This window comes from Marinobacter sp. MIT930201 (assembly GCF_047122665.1).
Lineage (GTDB): Bacteria > Pseudomonadota > Gammaproteobacteria > Pseudomonadales > Oleiphilaceae > Marinobacter > Marinobacter salarius.
Genome location: NZ_CP138916.1, coordinates 3,389,067 through 3,406,880, shown reverse-complemented (window position 1 = coordinate 3,406,880; position 17,814 = coordinate 3,389,067). Strand labels below are relative to the sequence as shown.

General features: G+C 58.0%; 16 protein-coding genes. 10 read left to right on the top strand and 6 right to left on the bottom strand.

The genetic code is table 11. From position 1 onward, the window contains the following. Positions 1-24 precede the first annotated feature (24 nt). The 5 genes from SIC19_RS15545 to SIC19_RS15525 form a co-directional block, all read right to left on the bottom strand. The gene (locus tag SIC19_RS15545) at positions 25-1,665 is read right to left on the bottom strand and encodes a methyl-accepting chemotaxis protein (RefSeq protein ID WP_075197059.1); all 1,641 of its coding nucleotides are present in this window, start codon (positions 1,663-1,665) and stop codon (positions 25-27) included. Positions 1,666-1,899: 234 nt separating this feature from the next. Then, positions 1,900-3,930 carry a PhoX family protein gene (locus tag SIC19_RS15540; protein ID WP_075197058.1) on the bottom strand — a complete coding sequence of 677 codons (2,031 nt, stop codon included), beginning with the start codon at positions 3,928-3,930 and terminating at the stop codon, positions 1,900-1,902. A gap of 152 nt (positions 3,931-4,082) precedes the next feature. Beyond that, positions 4,083-4,385 (bottom strand): hypothetical protein, encoded by a 303-nt coding sequence (locus SIC19_RS15535; RefSeq protein WP_007154470.1) that lies wholly within the window; start codon positions 4,383-4,385, stop codon positions 4,083-4,085. A 134-nt stretch (positions 4,386-4,519) separates the two neighbouring features. Next, a complete protein-coding gene (locus SIC19_RS15530) occupies positions 4,520-4,780 on the bottom strand; it encodes a hypothetical protein (protein ID WP_041332374.1) in 261 nt (86 codons plus the stop codon). Positions 4,781-4,891: 111 nt separating this feature from the next. Then, positions 4,892-6,694, bottom strand: coding sequence for an acyl-CoA dehydrogenase (locus tag SIC19_RS15525; protein WP_036209548.1), 1,803 nt, complete (start codon positions 6,692-6,694; stop codon positions 4,892-4,894). A gap of 270 nt (positions 6,695-6,964) precedes the next feature. On the opposite strand from SIC19_RS15525, the gene SIC19_RS15520 reads away from it, so the two are divergent. Together SIC19_RS15520 and SIC19_RS15515 are read left to right on the top strand one after the other, a co-directional pair. Next, a complete protein-coding gene (locus SIC19_RS15520; protein WP_075197057.1) occupies positions 6,965-7,960 on the top strand; it encodes a GlxA family transcriptional regulator in 996 nt (331 codons plus the stop codon). 114 nt (positions 7,961-8,074) lie between these two features. Continuing rightward, on the top strand, positions 8,075-8,239 hold the full coding sequence (locus SIC19_RS15515) for a hypothetical protein (RefSeq protein ID WP_007154474.1): 165 nt from the start codon (positions 8,075-8,077) through the stop codon (positions 8,237-8,239). A gap of 89 nt (positions 8,240-8,328) precedes the next feature. Here SIC19_RS15515 and SIC19_RS15510 read toward each other — a convergent pair whose 3' ends face one another. Beyond that, positions 8,329-10,383, bottom strand: coding sequence for an NADPH-dependent 2,4-dienoyl-CoA reductase (locus tag SIC19_RS15510; RefSeq protein WP_127401738.1), 2,055 nt, complete (start codon positions 10,381-10,383; stop codon positions 8,329-8,331). A gap of 114 nt (positions 10,384-10,497) precedes the next feature. On the opposite strand from SIC19_RS15510, the gene SIC19_RS15505 reads away from it, so the two are divergent. The 8 genes from SIC19_RS15505 to SIC19_RS15470 all read left to right on the top strand — a co-directional run bounded on the left by SIC19_RS15505 (position 10,498) and on the right by SIC19_RS15470 (position 17,792). Continuing rightward, positions 10,498-11,310: a crotonase/enoyl-CoA hydratase family protein gene (locus SIC19_RS15505; protein ID WP_075197056.1), complete on the top strand. Its 813-nt coding sequence runs from the start codon at positions 10,498-10,500 to the stop codon at positions 11,308-11,310. Between the two features lie 309 nt (positions 11,311-11,619). Next, positions 11,620-14,427: a monovalent cation/H+ antiporter subunit A gene (locus SIC19_RS15500; RefSeq protein WP_085679695.1), complete on the top strand. Its 2,808-nt coding sequence runs from the start codon at positions 11,620-11,622 to the stop codon at positions 14,425-14,427. Further along, positions 14,427-14,798, top strand: a complete 372-nt coding sequence (locus SIC19_RS15495; RefSeq protein WP_075197054.1) for a Na+/H+ antiporter subunit C — start codon at positions 14,427-14,429, stop codon at positions 14,796-14,798. The genes SIC19_RS15500 and SIC19_RS15495 overlap by 1 nt, the downstream gene beginning before the upstream one ends. Next, positions 14,795-16,312, top strand: a complete 1,518-nt coding sequence (locus tag SIC19_RS15490; RefSeq protein WP_075197053.1) for a monovalent cation/H+ antiporter subunit D — start codon at positions 14,795-14,797, stop codon at positions 16,310-16,312. The genes SIC19_RS15495 and SIC19_RS15490 overlap by 4 nt, the downstream gene beginning before the upstream one ends. Further along, positions 16,312-16,800, top strand: coding sequence for a Na+/H+ antiporter subunit E (locus SIC19_RS15485; RefSeq protein WP_127401739.1), 489 nt, complete (start codon positions 16,312-16,314; stop codon positions 16,798-16,800). The genes SIC19_RS15490 and SIC19_RS15485 overlap by 1 nt, the downstream gene beginning before the upstream one ends. Then, complete coding sequence (locus SIC19_RS15480; RefSeq protein ID WP_085679689.1) at positions 16,797-17,066, top strand: K+/H+ antiporter subunit F; 270 nt, start codon at positions 16,797-16,799, stop codon at positions 17,064-17,066. The genes SIC19_RS15485 and SIC19_RS15480 overlap by 4 nt, the downstream gene beginning before the upstream one ends. Before the next feature lie 39 nt (positions 17,067-17,105). Beyond that, positions 17,106-17,438 carry a Na+/H+ antiporter subunit G gene (locus tag SIC19_RS15475; RefSeq protein WP_075197050.1) on the top strand — a complete coding sequence of 111 codons (333 nt, stop codon included), beginning with the start codon at positions 17,106-17,108 and terminating at the stop codon, positions 17,436-17,438. A gap of 72 nt (positions 17,439-17,510) precedes the next feature. Continuing rightward, a complete protein-coding gene (locus SIC19_RS15470; protein ID WP_007154483.1) occupies positions 17,511-17,792 on the top strand; it encodes a pyrimidine/purine nucleoside phosphorylase in 282 nt (93 codons plus the stop codon). Positions 17,793-17,814 lie beyond the last annotated feature (22 nt).

Here is a 17,814-nt window from a genome sequence, read left to right as displayed (position 1 = left end):
ACAGGAGCCGGAAACCGCTGGAACTTAGCGGTTGTCCGGTTTGTAACCCAGGCGGAAGCCACCCCAGTGCTTGCCATTCACGTAGATCGGCACTGACAGGTCATGCATAACCTCGCCAGTATCCCGGCGGTAGGTCTGTAGCAGCATATTCTGGGTATGGCTGCCACACCGAGCACCGGTGCGGTCGTTAAACAGCCGTTTGCTGCGACTCTTTACCAGATCCACTTTCGGGTCGCCCGTTGGCGCATGGGCGAAATCACGGTTGTGGGTCGGCACATAGCCATCCGGCGCGGCGGCAATCGCGAAGACCATCGACGGGTGGGCCCCTTTCACCGCTTCCTGAACGGTGGGCAGTTGCTGATCGGTGAACCGATCAAAGCTGCTGGAATACTTCTGTGGATCGGTCTTGGGAATGGGGGTTCTTTGCTTATCAAACAGGGCGCTTTCTGCCAGTTGCCCATCGCGAACCGCTTTTTCAAAGAGCTTTCCAATCCGGTCCGCACCCTGCCGGGCCTGGTCGTAGAAGAAGCGGTGATAGCTTTCATCGCTGTTCAACGCAAATGCCGCGTTGGCCTCTTCCGCCAGTTCCATCAGTGTCGCTGCCTGCTGGGCAAGCGACGCAACGCTGGTATCGCTCTCGGTAATCTGATCCCGAACCGTTTCAATGGCCGACGATACCTGCTGCAGGCTCTGCTCGTTGTTCTGGTCAATCTCGGCAATGCGCGCCACCTGCTGCTGCACACGGTCAGACTGATCACGAATCTGATCAAGGCGCTCGCCAACGCTTTCAACTGACTCCAAGCCGGATTCAACGCTCTTGGCCAGGTCCTCGATCCGCGAAACAATCAGGGAGGTATCGGAACGTATTTCCTGCAGCGTTTCGGCCACCTCACCGGTTGCCTGCGCGGTTCGCCCGGCCAATTGCCTGACCTCGTCGGCAACCACCGCAAAGCCCCGCCCCTGGTCGCCGGCACGAGCGGCTTCAATTGCCGCGTTCAAGGCCAGCAGGTTGGTTTGTTCCGCGATGCCCTGAATGGTGGTGGTGACACCCTGGATCTTGTTGGATTTCTCGTTCAGTTCCTGAATTAATCTGAGGTTCTCGCTGGACTGCTCGTGCACGGCTCGCACGCTATTGATGGCAGTGGTCAGCGCATCACGGCCCTCAACGCTCACCTGACGGTTCTGCAGAGCCATGGTCGCAGCATCGGTGGCCTGCTGGGCGGATTCACGCACACTCTCGGTAATCTGACCCGCGTACTCCGCCATCTGTGCAGTTTCACTGACCTGTCGATCCAGGCGGTTTTTTAGTTGGTCGGCCGCGTGGGACACCTGGGCCGCAGAAATGGCACTTTTATCGGCACTGCCGGACAGGGTTTCCACCAGTGCCCGCCCTGCTTTGGCGTCCGCAAGGAGGCTTGCACACTGTTTGCCCAGCGGACTATCCGCTGGCAGCTTACCGGCGTTGAGCTGCTTGATGGAACGTTCAACCGGTTCCAGAACGCGTAACACCAGATACGCGGTGGCGACGACCAGGCCAATAACCACGCCCGCCACCAGCGACGCGCTATCCAACCCTATCAACGGCGCCACCAGGAAAGCCCCAAAGGCGACGACAACGGCGACTGACACCCCCACAACCAGAACAGGCCGACTGAGCAAACCCATATCCACCTCTTTATTTTCATTATTAGTGAATGCATCTTTTTTGACGATTACTCTTGAGAGTAAAGAATTGACCTTTACTTATAACTGCTACTTTAGTTGACCAATACTGGTTTTACGGCAGATCGATGAAAAACTGAAACAAAAAAGCCGTAACGCCGGAGACGTCCTGTTGGAAGAATCCGGCGTTACGGCTGGCTCTTGTCGGTGTGCGCCCGTGGCGCCTCTATCAGGCGATCAGGCGCCGATCACACCGCCATCGTCCTTGGTTACGATAACAGTGGCGTCGCGGGGACGGGACTCGGCCGCGTTCGGCCAGTTACCATCCGGGTGCTGGATGTTCACGAACATGGTCTTAACGTCCGGTGTGCTGACAACGCCAGTTACTTCACAACCTTGGGGCCCGACGAAGAAGCGCTTGATTTCGCGTGTCTCCGGATTGGCGGCCAGCATCATGTTGTTGAAGTACGGGTCAGCATCAGAACCATCGGTCTGGATCCACAGCCGGCCATTGTAGTCAAACCAGAGGCCATCCGGGCTGTTGAAAATATTATCATCGTTCAGGGAGACGACGGCCTCACCATCGACAACAGTTTCCGTACCCTGCTCGCCGGCGAAGACAAAGATGTCCCAGTCAAAGCTGGTAGCCGTGTGATCGCTACCTTCTTCAGTCCAGCGAATGATGTGGCCGGTGGCATTGGGAGAGTTCGGGTTGGCGGCGTTGACGTCGTCGAACCCTGGCTGGCCCCGGTTCGAGTTGTTTGTCAGGGTGAAATAGACCTCGCCAGAGTTGGGATCAACGGCACCCCACTCCGGGCGGTCCATCGTCGTAGCGCCGGCAATATCGGCTGCGAGGCGGGTATTCAGCAGAACATCAGCCTGGTTCTCAAAACCGTCGAACTGGATATCGCCGACCATGCCGCCTTCAGCCGCAGCAACCTTGCTGGCGAAATCCGCGTCGTCCAGATCCAGCGCCAGCCAGTCACCAGAGCCATCCTCGTTGAAGCGGGCAACGTACAGGGTACCCTCATCCAACAGGTAGCCACCGGCCGTCGCGGCGTAGTAGGGCTGAGACGACACAAACTTGTAGATGTACTCGAAACGGGAATCGTCACCGGAGTAACACACCACCGGCTCACCTTCCTTCGCCGGCGCAAAGATGACGCCCTCGTGACCAAAGCGTCCCAACGCAGTGCGTTTCTGGGGTTTGCTTTCCGGCGTAAACGGATCAATTTCAACCATGAAGCCGTAGGTGTTGGCTTCGTTGCGATAATCATCTGTAGCCGCCGCTCCGGTCGTGCTCACATTGAATCGCACATATTGGTCGGCCGCACTGTCTGCCAACTCCCAGTCGTATCGGCTGGAGCTGCCAACACCATGTCTGGTCTGCTCGCGAGGCTGGGTCGCATCGCTATTGGCAAAGTAACCGTGCCAATTCTCTTCCGCGGCCAGGTAGGTGCCCCAGGGCGTTGGGCCCATCGCACAGTTGTTCAGGGTACCGCGAGTTTCGGTCGCGTCGGGACTGTAGGTTGTGACCAGCTTGCTGTAACCACGTACCGGGCCACGAATGTCCATCTCGGTGTTGCCGGTAATGCGACGATTGAATGGGCTGCCGAAGACGACGTCCCAGGTACCGTTGGTGTCACGCTTGATGTGAACGACAGACACACCGTGAGCGGCAATTTCCTTGCGAACCTCATCGGCGGGTCGCACGCCACCGTTATCAGCAGCATTGGTCGGGCCATTGGCATGAATGAAGTCCTGCTCGATGTACTCATGGTTCATCACCAACAGGCCTTCCGTTGAGCTGTTGCCACCGGCCTTCTGGTCAATCGGGAAGAAATGGAGACCATCGTGGTGCATTCCAACCTGCTGTTCCTGATCGGCACCGGTATTGGTGCCATCGGCTTTATACTCGGGATAGGATCCGGTGATCGGGGTGCCCCAGGGAAGAAAAGCCACGGATGAGTATCCCTCGGGAACAACGACTTCATTGTCGCTGGATACGGCAACCGCCTTGAAACCAAGATCCGTATTGGCGGAACTTCCCCCTGTGGAGGAACCGTTGTCATCGTCGTCATCACTGCCACAGCCAGCCAGGCCCAACCCCATAACGCTGGCCAACGCGGCGCCAACGGAACCTTTCATAACGGTACGGCGCTGCATACGGGCCGCGAGGACCTGATGAAAGGGCGTGTTGCTTGAATGGTTGACGACGGGCTCGTAATTGGGATCCAGGTAGTTGGGATCCAGGTCATGCTTTGCCATGGTCCTGCTCTCTCTCGGGTGGGTTATTGGTTTTCGAGAGAACAGTGTCGGTGGGTTAGGTGACAGATTTCAGACAGTAAAAAGACAGTTTCTTTAACAATTTCTTACAACCAAAAAAGCCTGCCCATAAAGGGCAGGCCACAGACGCAATCTTATTGCATGGAGTCGCCGGCTTCCTCAGCGGCTTCGCCCATTTCCTCACCGGTCTCTTCCATTGCTTCGCCAGTTTCTTCGGCGGCATCTCCAGCAGCGTCCTTGGTTTCGTCCCAGGCGCTGTCATTCTGGCCGGTGGCATCTTCGTAGGTCTCTTCGACCGCATCGCCAGCGTCATCCGCCATTTCCTCAACGTTGTCGCCGGCTTCCTCGAGATCGACGCCTTCGTTGTCATCCTGGCTGCAGGCCGCAAGGCCCAGCGTCATCAGCAGTGCCAGTGCGCTCAGTGTCAGCTTGTTCATAACTGTGTCCTTTCTTTGGCGTGTGAAAACAACAGCGACAAGTCTACGGCCGTGACGGAGCGGGCACAATTACTTGGGAATTACGTTTTTGTTAGCAGCGACAATAAGTTAGCGAAAGCAATAACCTGTAGCCATTAATTGGCTCCGGCTACGACCTTACCGTCCAGTGTCAGCACGTGATCAAGGCGAACCATGTGCCCCCGCCCAAGAAAAACAAACTCCTGGCCAGCGCGACTGAAGAGATCGCGGATGACATCGTGGGTCGTACAGATCTGACCGGCATCGTCGCGATAGACAATCTCGGCCAGTTTTGAAGAGGTCAGATACTCCCGGAGCAAACTGTGAATTTCACAGCGTACCGGGCGATAGGCATTGGAGGCGTGTCCCGACGTCATGGCAGCTTCTTCCCTGTGGATGCAGCAGGATAGGAAAGCGCCCCGGTACGCTGAAACCTGCGTTCCGGGGCCAGCCTACAGTCTGGTTTAGATTGTGTCAGTCCGCCAGTTTCAGAACCACTCCGACTTCATGTTCATGCAGGTGTCGTCCTGGTTGCGGAGCAGCACCAGATCCTGTGCCACAGTGGGCAACTCCCAATGGAAGAAGTACTGGGCGGCCTGAAGCTTGCCCTGGTAGAAGTTCCTTTCTTCGTCGCTGTTGGCAGAACCGAGGGCCTTGGCGGCGGCGTTGGCCTGACGCAGCCACATCCAGGATACGATGATATGTCCGAACAGGTGCAGGTAGCAGGACGCGTTGGCCAACACCCGGTCGGGATCCTCCGACATCAGGGATTTACCCAGACTCTGGGTCACTTTCACTGCTTGCTGCAGGGTTTCACTGAGGGACAGCGCCCATTGCTGGCACCGATCGGTGGTGGCGGCTTCCAGGTCCACCTGCATTTCCTGCATCAGCAACTGCAGGCCGTGGCTCTGATCCTGCCAGATCTTGCGCCCCAGCAGGTCCAGTGCCTGGATGCCGTTGGTGCCTTCGTGAATCGGGTTCAGGCGATTATCCCGCCAGCACTGCTCCACCGGGTATTCCCGGGTGTAACCGGCACCGCCATAGACCTGGATAGCCAGGTCGTTGGCCTTCGGGCCGAACTCGGATGGCCAGGCCTTGATGACTGGCGTTAGCAGATCCAGCAACTTGCCGGCTTCCATCCGCTTCTGCTCGTCCGGATGGGTGTGCTGGTCGTCCATCAGGCGTGCGCCGTATAGGCACAGCGCCAGGCCACCTTCACTGTAGGCTTTCTGGGCCAGCAGCATGCGTCGCACATCGGCATGCTCAATGATGGGAACCTGGGGTGCCTCCGGGTTCTTTTCTGACGGCTTGCGGCCCTGCAGGCGGTCCTTGGCGTATTCCAGACTGTGCATGTAGCCACGATAACCAATCACGGCGGCGCCGAAGCCGACGCCCACACGGGCTTCGTTCATCATCTGGAACATGTACTTCAGGCCCTGGTGGGGCTCGCCCACCAGATAGCCATGGCAGGGTGCGTCGTCACCAAAACTGAGCGCCGTTGACGTGGTCCCGCGGTAGCCCAGCTTGTGAATCAGGCCGGCCAGGTTCACGCCGTTACGTTCAGTCGCGTTGCCTTCTTCATCCACGATGAATTTCGGCACGATAAACAGGGAGATGCCTTTTACGCCTGCCGGGGCGCCTTTGACCTTCGCCAGCACCATGTGAACGATGTTTTCGGTGAGGGACTGTTCGCCGCCGGAGATGTAGATCTTGGCGCCTTTGATCAGGTAATGACCGTCGTCAGTCGGCGTGGCCGAGGTGCGGATATCAGCCAGTGACGAGCCGGCGTGGGGCTCGGTCAGAGCCATTGTGCCGGTGAAGCGGCCGCTGAGCATGTGTGGCAGGAAGGTGCTTTTCTGCTGGTCGTTGCCGAACACGCGGATCAGGTTGGCGGCAGCGGTGGTGAGGAACGGGTAACCCGCAGTGCCCGGGTTAGCGGCGGTAAAGAAGCCGTTACACGCTGCCATGACGGATTCGGGGAGCTGCATGCCACCCAGTTCGTAGTCGTAGCGCCCGGCAATGAAGCCGGCATCGGCGTAGGCGTCAAAGGCTTCTTTGACCTGAGGCAGCATTTCCACCTGGCCGTCGACGAATTTTGGCTCGTCTTTGTCGGCGGCGCTGTTGTGGGTAGCGAATTTGTCACGGGCGATTTTGTCGGCGGTTTCGATGACGGCGTCGAAGGTGTCGCGGCTGTGTTCGCTAAAGCGCTCGCGTTCGCTGAGGCTTTCGGTGTCGAGTACTTCGTAGAGTTGGAACGCCAGGTCGCGGCGGTCAATCAGGGTGTCGGTCATTTCGGGTCTCCTGTTTATGGCGTATAGCCTCTCATACGGTTGTTTTTGTTGAAACCGGCGTTAATGACATAATCATGGTTAAAATTGCCATTTTTATTCTAGGTCTCCTTTTGTGAATGCGCGGCTTGTGGTGCTCGGCAGACGGGCACCAACCGGGAAGACCCTCCCGGGACACGCTGTGAATACGTCCGTGTACGCTTGACGGCAGCATCCTTGCTGCCGACAGTCCCGGGAGGGTCTTCCCGGCTGGCGCCCTGATTTGGAGGTGGCATGCGAACGGTTTCTGTTATTGGGTTTGATGGGGCGCTTGCCAGTGCGATTACGGGGGTTATCGACCTGTTTCGACTGGCGGGGGTAACCTGGGCACGCATCAACGATACGCCTCCGGAGCAGCAGTTCACCACTCAATTGCTGACCGAGGGTGGTCGGCCCTGTCGGTGTATCAATGGGATAACGTTGATGGCCGATGGGGACTGGCGGGACATTCCCACCGGTAATTCGCAGGCAGACCTGGTCATTGTTCCCACGATTGGCGCGCCGATTGCGCAGGTTCTGAAGGCCAATCCCGGGTTGGTTGACTGGCTCGGCGGCTTTCGGGAGGCGCCAACCGGACAGGTCCGCTTGGCCAGTAACTGCACGGGGGCGTTTCTGCTGGCGGAGGCCGGGTTGCTGGACGGGCGGCAGGCAACGACGCACTGGGGGTTCAGCAACCAGTTCAGAAAACGCTTTCCCGGGGTAGACCTAAAGCCGGAAAAGCTGATTACAGTGGATGGGCACATTGCCTGTGCCGGCGGTGGTATGGCGTGGTGGGATCTGGGGGTGTATCTGGTGGAACGCTACGCCGGGGCGAAGGTGGCGCGTGAACTGGCGAAGGCGTTTGTTATTGATGCGGGGCGGACCAGCCAGGCGCCTTATGGAGCGCTACAGGCCCGGCGCTATCATTCCGATGCCGCGATTCTGAAACTGCAGGACTGGCTGGATGTGAACTACACCCGGCCGGTGACGCTGCAAGCCCTTGCCGCATTCGCCGATCTAACGGAGCGTTCGCTGATTCGTCGGTTCAAAGCGGCAACCGGGGACACCCCCACCAGTTACCTGCAGATTCTGAGAATAGAGGCGGCCCGGCAGCATCTGGAGAATTCGCGGGTGGCGGTTGAAGAGGTCACGCGGCTGGTCGGTTATGAAGATGTCAGTTCGTTCAGCCGTCTGTTCAGGAAGCATACCGGCCTGGCGCCCGGCATTTATCGGGCGAGATTCGGAAGGTAACCCGAGCCTGAGCGCTTTTGGCCCGGGTTATGCTTAGTTTTCAATACAAGGCCAAAAGCCGAGGCAAAACGTAAAAATAACTGACACAGGCTACTCCCTGTGGAGGGTAATACCATGAACGCACCGCAAAAAAACCAGCAATGCGCACTGCTCAGTCGCCTTTACGACATGAAGCAGAAACAGCTACTTCAGGCCAGCCAGCAGGCCGATAGCCTTCGCTATCGGGTTTTGTCCGCCGAGGCAGACGCCATCAGCGAGGCTCTGAAAGCCATTCGGTAACCCGGGTCAGTCACCGTAACGATGACTGACGCCCAAACGGGTCACAAATGATCAAGATGATCACTTTATGACCAAAATTGTCCACCCGGTCAGATCCGGGCAGCCACTTCCGTCCCCTGCCGAATAGCACGCTTGGCGTCCAGCTCTTCGGCCACGTCCGCACCACCTATCAGGTGGGTCTGAATACCCCGATTGACCAAATCATCAAACAACGCCCGGAAAGGCTCCTGACCTGCGCATATGATGACGTTGTCTACCGCCAGAACCTTGCTCTCGGTGACCTTACCGTCCTTGTCGGACAGCGTGATATGCAGACCGTCATCATCAATTTTCTCGTAACTACACCCTCTCAGCATCTCAACGTCACGGTGCTTGAGGCTGTTGCGATGTACCCAGCCAGAGGTCTTGCCCAGACCACCGCCGACTTTGCTGGTTTTCCGCTGCATCAGGTAGATCTTGCGGGGTGACGATGTCGGCTTGCGCTTAGCTAGGCCGCCCGGCCCGTCGAATTGCGGATCAACGCCCCACTCAGCCTGCCAGTCTGCCATGCTGACCTGCTCTCCCTCGGGGTGATGACCGAATTCGTGAGTGAGGAACTCGCTGACATCGAAGCCGATACCACCGGCACCTATCACCGCTACCGACTGGCCTACGGGCTTGTTGTGGCGCAGAACATCGAGGTAACCGAGCACCTTCGGGTGGTCGATGCCATCAATTCTTGGCGTACGCGGTTTCACGCCCGTGGCGATGATCACGTCGTCAAAGCCCTGCTCTCCCAATACATCGGCATCCACGCGGGTATTGAGCTTCAGTTCAATACCCAGGATTTCGATCTGGCGCTGGTAGTAACGCAGCGTTTCATAGAACTCTTCCTTCCCGGGGATGCGCTTGGCGTAGTTGAACTGGCCGCCAATTTTGTCATCCGCTTCAAACAGCGTCACTTTGTGACCCCGCTTGGCGGCAGTGGTCGCGGCGGCCAAACCGGCAGGACCGGCTCCGACCACCGCCACGCGGCGGCTGACCGGAGCCACCGTCAGGACCAGTTCGGTTTCGTGACAGGCGCGCGGGTTCACCAGGCAGGACGCCCGTTTGAGCTGGAATACGTGATCCAGACAGGCCTGGTTGCAGGCAATACAGGTGTTGATTTCGTCGCTACGGTTCTGCTCGGCCTTGCGCACAAATTCCGAATCCGCCAGCAACGGTCGCGCCATGGACACCATATCGGCCTTGCCCGCCGCGAGGATTTCCTCGCCTTTCTCCGGGGTGTTGATGCGGTTGGTGGTGCACACGGGAATGTCCACTTCGCCGTAAAACTTGGCGGTCACATCCGCAAAACCGCCCCGTGGCACCGACGTCACGATCGTTGGCACTCGGGCTTCGTGCCAGCCGATACCGGTATTGATAATGGTGGCACCGGCTTTTTCGATGGCCTTGCCCAATTGCACCACCTGGTCCCAGGTCTGCCCGCCTTCTACAAGGTCCAGCATCGACAGGCGGTAAATGATAATGAACTCGGGGCCGACCGCTTCCCGCATGCGGCGAACGATCTCCACCGGCAACTGCATGCGGTTCTCGAACGGTCCGCCCCATTTGTCAGTACGCTTATTGGTTCTCTCACACAGGAACTGGTTAATGAAATACCCTTCCGACCCCATAACCTCAACGCCGTCATAACGGGCCAGTTTCGCCAGTTTCGCGGCGCTGACGAAGTCATCAATCTGCTTATCGACCCCCTTGGTGGAGAGCGCGCGAGCTTTGAACGGCGTAATCGGCGCCTTGGTGGCCGAGGCGGATACGCTGAACGGCTGGTAGCCATAGCGACCGGCATGAAGCAGTTGCAGGCAGATCTTGCCGCCAGCGTCATGAACTTCACTGGTGACATGACGGTGAAGCATGGCGGTGCCACGATGGTTCATGGTGGACGCCAGGGGCGAAAGCTGGCCGACAAAGTTGGGTGAAAAGCCCCCGGTAACCATCAACCCCACTCCGCCTTCCGCACGCTCGGCAAAATAACGGGCAAGCTTGTGGATGTTCCAGAACCGGTCTTCCAGGCCAGTATGCATGGAGCCCATAAGCACGCGGTTTTTCAACTCGGTGAAACCCAGGTCGAGGGGTTTCAGCAGGTTCGGGTAGGCAGCGGTCATGTTGTTTCTCTTTGATTGGTCGTCTGGTCGTCTCGTCTCATGCGGACGTTTTCATCAGGAGGCAACATGGTAGCATAGCGGCCTACGACTAACGTATGACATGGAACCCACACTATGAGCACACGCGATTCTGAACGGGTACTGATCACGATTGAGGACGGTATCGCCATCGTGACCCTGAACCGGCCGGATAAATACAACGGTCTGGACATGCCCATGTTCGAGGCGATCACCAGGGCGGCCAAAACCCTGAAGAAAGACCGCAGTGTGCGCGCCATCATACTGAACGGTGCCGGAGACGCTTTCTGCTCCGGGCTGGATGTGAAGACCGTGTCGAAGAATCCGGTGAATTTCCTCAAGCTGCTGGTCAAACCTGGCCGCAGGATCAGCAACCTTGCCCAGAATGTCGGTTATTTATGGCGGGATGTGCCGGCACCGGTAATTGCGGTTACCCATGGCTACTGTTTCGGTGGTGGTTTCCAGATTGCGCTGGGTGCCGACTTTCGGTTTTCCACCAGCGACTGCGAATTCTCCATCATGGAGAGCAAGTGGGGGCTGATCCCAGACATGAGCCTGACGGTGACCCTGCGGGAACTGGTGCCCATTGATCTGGCCAAGGAACTGACCATGACCGCGCGACGATTCGACGGCACGGAAGCAAAAGCCATGGGCCTGGTCAGCCGCGTTAGCGACGATCCCATGGCAGAAGCAATGAACTTCGCCCGCGAGCTGGCCGAGCGCTCGCCAGACGCCGTCGCCGCCAGCAAGCTGTTGTTCAACCGCAGCTGGAACGCCACCGACAGAACCGCACTGGACTGGGAAACAAAGCTGCAGAAGAAGGTACTCGGGCGGGCTAACCAGCGCATTGCCGTTGCCCGGAATTCCGGCTCTCCCGACAAACCCTACCAGGACCGCCGTGATTTCTGAACGCGGATAAATGGTCAGCGTACTTGACCTGCGTAGACGGCCACGTATCATCAGCCAGGGTAACTGATTATCGGAGCAACCATGACGACCGCAAGGTCCCTGGCTAATACACATCCCGGCTTTTCACCGGTCGCTGCTGATGCAAAGAAGCATCGCGGCAGCTTGCCCTACTTCCCGGATCCACCCCATCACTGCTGATATCCTGGCCACCATTCATATGGTTGCCCGTGCAAGCACGGACACCGGGGGCTAAACTCAGGCAACATTTGCTTCTCCATCCATAAAGAAGAAAGCCAACAAGAGGTTGCGATGTCGCTACCGCTGGTCGTTTTACTGCCGTTTCTGGGAGCCCTGGCGGCTCCGCTGTTCGCCCAGGGCGGACGCACGGCAATTGCTGTCATTTCCTGTGTCCCTGCCATCATTGGATTGGCGGCACTATACCCCCATTGGGCAATCCTGGCCGACGGCGGCATCGTGCAGCACACCACCGAGTGGCTGCCAGCCATCGGGCTGTCTTTCAGCTTTCGCCTGGACGGCCTATCGCTGCTTTTTACCCTGCTGATCCTGATTATCGGGCTATTGATCATCCTGTACGCCCGCTACTACCTGAAGCCCCACGAGAACGTCGGTAAGTTCTACGCGCTTCTGCTGTGCTTCAAAGGCTCCATGCTTGGTATCGTGTTGTCGAGCAACCTGTTGCTGATGATGGTTTTCTGGGAGTTGACCAGCCTGACATCGTTCCTGTTAATCAGCTTCTGGACTCACAAGAAAGACGCCCGCCGCGGGGCAAGGATGGCGCTGGCCGTTACCGGCGGTGGCGGCCTGGCACTGCTGGCAGGCATTCTGCTGATTGGTAACATCGTGGGCAGCTATGAGCTGGAGGACGTTCTCGCCGCCGGGGATCTGATCAAGAACCACAGCATGTACCCGGTGGCACTGACGCTGGTACTGCTGGGCGCGTTCACCAAGTCCGCACAGTTCCCGTTCCACTTCTGGCTACCCCACGCCATGCAGGCGCCGACACCTGTTTCGGCCTATCTGCATTCAGCCACCATGGTGAAAGCCGGCATTTTCCTGATGGCCCGGCTTTACCCGGCCCTCGCCGGCACCGAACAGTGGTTCTACATGGTGAGCTTTACCGGCATGGCCACGCTGCTGATTGGCGCCTATGTCGCTATGTTCAAGCATGATCTGAAAGGCCTCCTCGCTCATTCAACGGTCAGTCATCTTGGCCTGATCACCCTGCTGTTCGGTATGGGGACCCAGCTGGCTGCCGTCGCCGCGGTCTTTCACGTGATCAACCACGCAATATTCAAGGCGTCCCTGTTTATGGCCGCCGGCATTATTGACCATGAGACCGGCACCCGGGACATGCGCAGGATCAATGGCCTCTGGCGCTACATGCCTCATACCGCCACGCTGGCCATGGTGGCGGCAGCGTCGATGGCGGGTGTGCCGCTGCTCAATGGTTTCCTGAGCAAGGAGATGTTCTTCGCCGAAGCCCTGGAACTGAATCTTCCCGGCCTGTGGGCCTATCTGCCTCCGCTTATTGCAACGCTGGCCGGCATATTTGCAGTTGCCTACTCGGCGCGGTTCATCCACGACGTGTTTTTCAACGGTCGGCCCGTCAACCTGCCTATCTTTCCGCCCCATGAGCCGCCAAGGTACATGAAGATACCGGTCGAGATCCTGGTCTTCGCCTGCCTGATGGTTGGCATGTTCCCGGCGTTCTCCGTCGGCCCACTGCTCTATGCTGCAGCGTCTGCCACTCTGGGTGGCGACGTTCCCGAGTATCACCTGACGGTTGTTCACGGCTTTAACCTGCCGTTGTTGATGAGTTTTGTGGCCTTCTTCGGTGGCCTGTTGATGTATACCCAGCGCCAGCGGTTTTTCGATTTCCACGCCCGTTTCAAGGAAATTGATGAAAAAGCGGTCTTCGAGGCCATCGTTAGCCGAATTTCGGACACTGCCCATACCGTTACTGCCTACATCGAGAACGGCTCACTGCAGCGCTACGCCATGTTGCTGATCGTCAGTGTGATTGCGGTTGCCGTGCTCCCGCTCTGGGACCTGGGGATTGCCATTGGCAGCAATGGGCTCAGCCCGGTGGACTGGCCCACGCTTATCGGTGTTGCCATCCTGGTGGTTGCGGCCCTGGGTACGGCGGCAGTGCATCGTGACCGGTTCTTTGCGCTGGTTTTGCTCAGCGTCGTCGGGCTTCTTGTTGCCCTCGGCTTTGCCCGCTTCTCAGCTCCGGATCTGGCGATGACGCAGTTGTCGGTTGAAGTGGTAACGATTGTCCTGCTGATGCTGGCGCTGTACTACATGCCGTCCTGGACGCCAATCGAGACGCCGAAAGGCCGCCGCATCAGGGATATTCTGATCGCTGGCGCGGCTGGTATCGGTATGACACTCATTACTCTGGCCATGCTGACACAGCCGTTTACGTCCATTTCGGAGTTTTTCCTCGAGAACAGCAAACCCGGCGGCGGTGGCACCAACGTGGTCAACGTCATTCTTGTGGACTTCCGTGGCTTCGATACCCTCGGTGAGATCACGGTTCTGGGCATTGCGGCACTGGGCATTTACGCAATGCTGCGCAATGTCGACCTGACCCCGCCTCCGGGTGACGGCCAGGGCCATCCCTGGACGCGGGATGCGTACCCGATGATGCTGCAGCAGATTGCCAGGCCGATGCTGCCATTGGCCCTGATGATCTCCGCCTATATATTCCTGCGCGGCCACAACATGCCGGGTGGCGGCTTCATCGCCGGATTGATCACTGCGGTGGCGTTGATCCTGCAATACATTGCCAGCGGGATGTCCTGGACCCAGGGCCGTATTTCAATCCGCTACCACAACGTCATCGGCCTGGGGCTGCTGTTTGCACTGATCGCCGGGGCTGGCAGTTTCGCATTCGGCTATCCGTTCCTCACATCCACGTTCGACTACGTTTACTGGCCTGTGGTTGGAAAGTTCGAGGTCGCCTCGGCGCTGATCTTCGATCTCGGCGTCTATCTGACCGTCATCGGCGCCACACTGCTGGCACTGACCAGCGTTGGTCGCCTGTCGCCCCATTCGGCCATCAAGAGTACCAACTATAAGGAGGGCTCATAATGGAGCTTGCATTCGCGGTGGTCATCGGGGCTTTGACTGCCTCCGGGGTTTACCTGATGCTCAGAGCCCGCACCTTTCCCGTTGTGGTGGGCCTGACCATGTTGTCTTATGGCGTTAACCTGTTCCTGTTCTCGTCAGGACGGCTGGCGACCGGTGGCCAGCCCATCATCGGCAGCGCGGAAACCTATTCCGACCCCCTGCCCCAGGCACTGGTGCTGACCGCCATTGTGATCGGTTTCGCCATGACCGCCTTCGTCGTTGTGCTGTCGTTGCGCAGTCTTGCCGACAACAACGACGACCATGTCAACGGCCGCGTTCCAGAACAGGACAGCACTGTGCAAAAGCAGGAGCAGGAGGGCGCCAACACATGAACCACTGGCTGACTGCTCCCATACTGATTCCGCTGATCGGCGGCATATTGCAGGCTTTTATGGGATACGCGCCCATCGCCTTGAGGCGGACGCTCGCCATTGCCACCACAGTGCTGATGCTCGTTGCTGCGATCGTCCTTCTTGTTCTCGCCGACGACGGTAGTTATCGCCTCTATGCCTTTGGTAACTGGCAACCACCATTCGGTATCGTTTTGGTGCTGGACCGGCTCGCGGCTCTGATGCTCGTCATGACCGCGGTGCTGGCGCTGTTTTGTCACATTTATGCCATCGGTGGTACCGACGAGAGCAGCCGTCAGTTCCACGGGCTATTCCTTTTTCAGCTACTTGGCCTGAACATCGCCTTCCTCACGGGTGATCTGTTCAATCTCTTCGTTGCGTTCGAGGTTCTGCTGATTGCCTCCTATGGCTTGCTGATGCATGGCGAAGGCACCAGCCGAACCGTTCCTGGCCTGCATTATGTGGTTCTGAATCTCGCGGGCTCTGCCGTCTTCCTGATCGCCGTTGGCATGATTTACAGCGTAACGGGAACACTCAACATGGCAGATCTGGCGGTCAAGATTCCGCAGGTGGCCGAAGAGAACCTTCCCCTGGTGAAAGCCGGCGGCATGATGTTGCTGGTGGTTTTTGGCCTGAAAGCCGCCATCCTGCCGCTCTGCTTCTGGTTACCCGGTGCCTATTCCAACGCCACAGCGCCGGTCGCAGCCTTGTTTGCGGTCATGACCAAGGTGGGTATCTACGCCATTATCCGCGTCTTCACCCTGATCTTTGGCAACCAGGCAGGTGAGCTGTCGGGCCTGGGTATGGACTGGCTCTTCCCATTGGCGCTGATCACTCTGACCATGGGCGTCATCGGGGCCCTGGGTGCCGCGAGCCTGAGGAAACTGATTGCCTGGCAGGTGATTATCTCTGTCGGGACGCTGCTTGCCGCCATTTCGTTTGGCACGGTGGCCGGCACATCCGCTGCATTGTTCTACCTCCTCAACACCACCTGGGTGGCCGGTGGCCTGTTCCTGGTGGCCGATCTCGTTGATGGCCAACGTGGCAGCGCCCAGGACAAAATTGTCACTGCGCCACGGATCGCCAACCGCACATTCCTGAGTGTGCTATTCCTGATGGGGGCGGTGGCTGCCGTGGGCCTGCCGCCCCTCAGTGGATTTTTTGCCAAGTTGCTGATTCTCAAGTCGGCAGTGACCGAGTCGGATGTTGCCTGGCTTTGGAGCGTGTTGCTGATTGGCAGCTTTTTCACGCTGATCGCCTACAGCCGCGCAGGCAGTATCGTGTTCTGGCGCAACGTGGAAGGTCATATTGAAGAACCTCAAAAGCTGACACCATCCCTGTCTGTATCGGCAAGCGCGTTGATTTCTCTGAGTATCGTGATGGTCATCCTCGCAGGGCCAATCAGCCGCTACGCCGAAGATACGGCGGCACAGCTCCATGACACCAGTGCCTACACAGAAATCCTGAGCAAACCCATGGTTGGGGAGGAAAAGTAATGCTTGACCGCCTGAGCTTTCCACAGCCATACCTCAGCCTCATCCTGTTTACCGTCTGGCAGTTTCTGAGTGACGGCGTTTCTGGCGCCAGTGTTGTCATGGGGCTGGCCCTGGCCTGGATGATTCCACAATTGACCCGCGGCTTCTGGCCGGACCCTCCCTTCTTCACGCGTCCCTGGAAGCTGCCGCCGTATCTGGTCCTTGTCCTCTACGATATCCTGGTGTCCAGCGTTTCCGTCGCCCGCCTGATACTCAGCGGCCGCGACCCCAGGCCGATACTGGTCTCCTATCCCCTGGAGTTGACGCACCCCCTGGCCATTTCCATGCTGGCCAGCACTATTTCCCTGACACCGGGAACCGTCAGCGCCGATGTCAGTGACGACAGAACATTGCTGCTAATCCATGCTCTTGACGCCGAGAGCGACGACGAGGTGATCAACGCGATCCGCACCCGCTACGAGGCACGCCTGAAGGAGATGTTTCAATGATTACCATCGCGCTGTACGTCACCATTGCCATGGTTGTCCTGGCGGCGATACTGAATGTCTATCGACTGATCAAAGGGCCAGATGCACCGGATCGGGTACTGGCGCTGGACACCCTGTACATCAATGCTATCGCGCTGATTGTCCTGCTCGGAATAACGCTGGGTACACGCCTGTATCTTGAAGCCGCATTGCTGATCGCCGTGATGGGCTTCGTCGGTACCGTGGCGATGGCCAAATACCTGAAGCGCGGCAGCGTGATTGAATAACCTACAAGGCAAGCATCCTGTGACCAGAGGTTCCCCGTTATGAGTCCCATTGCCGAATACGCCATTGCACTGTTACTGATCGTCGGTGGTTTTTTCACCCTGGTCGGCGCCATTGGCCTGGCTCGACTACCTGACTTCTACACACGCCTGCATGGCCCAACGAAGGCCACCACCGTGGGCGTAGGCGCCATTGTGTTGGGCTCAGTCATCTACTTCAGCAGCAAAGGAGAAGGTATAGGCATTGCCGAAGTGCTCATCACCGTGTTCCTTTTCCTGACCGCTCCAGTGAGCGCCAACATACTGGCAAAGGCGGCGATGCATATCGGCGTATCCACAACCGACAACACGCGTGGAAATACCTGGGACCAGTAACGGCAAATTTGTCATTGGAGTTGCACAAAATTCCCGTATAGTAGGCTCCCACAATTTTGAGGAGCGTATCCCATGCTGAAAGTTAACGAGTATTTCGACGGCAAGGCCAAATCCATCGCCTTCCAGACCTCCAGTCTTCCGGCTACCGTGGGGGTGATCAGCCCGGGCGAGTATGAGTTTGGTACCAGCAAGAAAGAAACCATGACGGTGATCAGTGGCGTATTGACCGTTCTCCTGCCTGGCATGGAAGAATGGATGACCTACGGTTCCGGCGAGTTTTTTGAAGTGGCGGGACAGGCCAGCTTCAAGGCCCGGACTGACATCGACACGGCCTACCTCTGCACTTACGAATAGTTTCTCGCGAATAACCTCTCGC